The organism is Bradyrhizobium sp. AC87j1 (genome assembly GCF_002936975.1).
Taxonomy (GTDB): Bacteria; Pseudomonadota; Alphaproteobacteria; order Rhizobiales; family Xanthobacteraceae; genus Bradyrhizobium; species Bradyrhizobium shewense.
Genome location: NZ_PTFE01000258.1, coordinates 1 through 967 on the forward strand (window position 1 = coordinate 1; position 967 = coordinate 967).

The 967-nt window shown below is 64.9% G+C and carries 1 protein-coding gene; it reads left to right on the top strand.

Annotated features, from left to right (window positions below; translation table 11 throughout):
* Positions 1-2 precede the first annotated feature (2 nt).
* Positions 3-967: Hpt domain-containing protein (locus CV770_RS41190; RefSeq protein WP_201760273.1), on the top strand; the 965-nt coding region annotated here is incomplete at its 3' end.

A 967-nucleotide genomic window follows, 5' to 3' on the forward strand; every position in this document is an offset into this window, starting at 1 on the left:
TCATGGATGATCTGTTGCGGGAGTTTTTGACGGAGACCAGCGAGAGCCTGGACACCGTCGACAACCAGTTGGTGAAGTTCGAACAGGAGCCGAACAACGCCAAGATCCTGGATAACATCTTCCGCCTGGTCCACACCATCAAGGGCACCTGCGGCTTCCTCGGATTGCCGCGGCTTGAAGCGCTGGCGCATGCCGGCGAGACGTTGATGGGCAAATTCCGTGACGGCATGCCGGTGACCGGGCAGGCGGTGACGGTGATCCTGTCCTCGATCGACCGCATCAAGGAAATCCTCGCAGGCCTCGAAGCCACCGAAGCCGAGCCGGAGGGGACCGATCGCGACCTCATCGACAAGCTGGAAGCGATGGTCGAGCAGGGCATGGCCGCTATGGCGGCCGGTGCAGCTCCCGTTGCCGAAGCTCCGCCGCTGGTGCCGGAAGCCCCGGTTGCCGCTGCTGCGCTGGCTAAGGAGATGACGCAGGGATCGCTGATCGACCAGACCCTGGAGCGCCCATTGCGTCCGGGCGAAGTGTCGCTCGACGAGCTCGAGCGCGCCTTCCGCGAGACCGCGATCGAAGCGCCGACGCCCGCGCCCGTTGCCAAGGCTGAGCCGGCTGCTGAAGCGCCCGCGCCTGTTGTTAAGGAAGTGGCCAAGGAAGCGAAGCCCGCCAAGGAGAAGGCCGCGCCGAAGAAGTCGATGGCCGACGAGGGCGCCAGCGAAGGCGACCGCATCGCCAACCAGTCGATCCGCGTCAACGTGGATACGCTGGAGCATCTGATGACCATGGTCTCCGAGTTGGTGCTGACCCGCAACCAGCTGCTGGAGATCTCCCGCCGCAACGAGGACACCGAGTTCAAGGTGCCGCTGCAGCGCCTGTCCAACGTCACCGCCGAGCTGCAGGAGGGCGTCATGAAGACGCGCATGCAGCCGATCGGCAATGCCTGGCAGAAGCTGCCCCGCATCGTCCG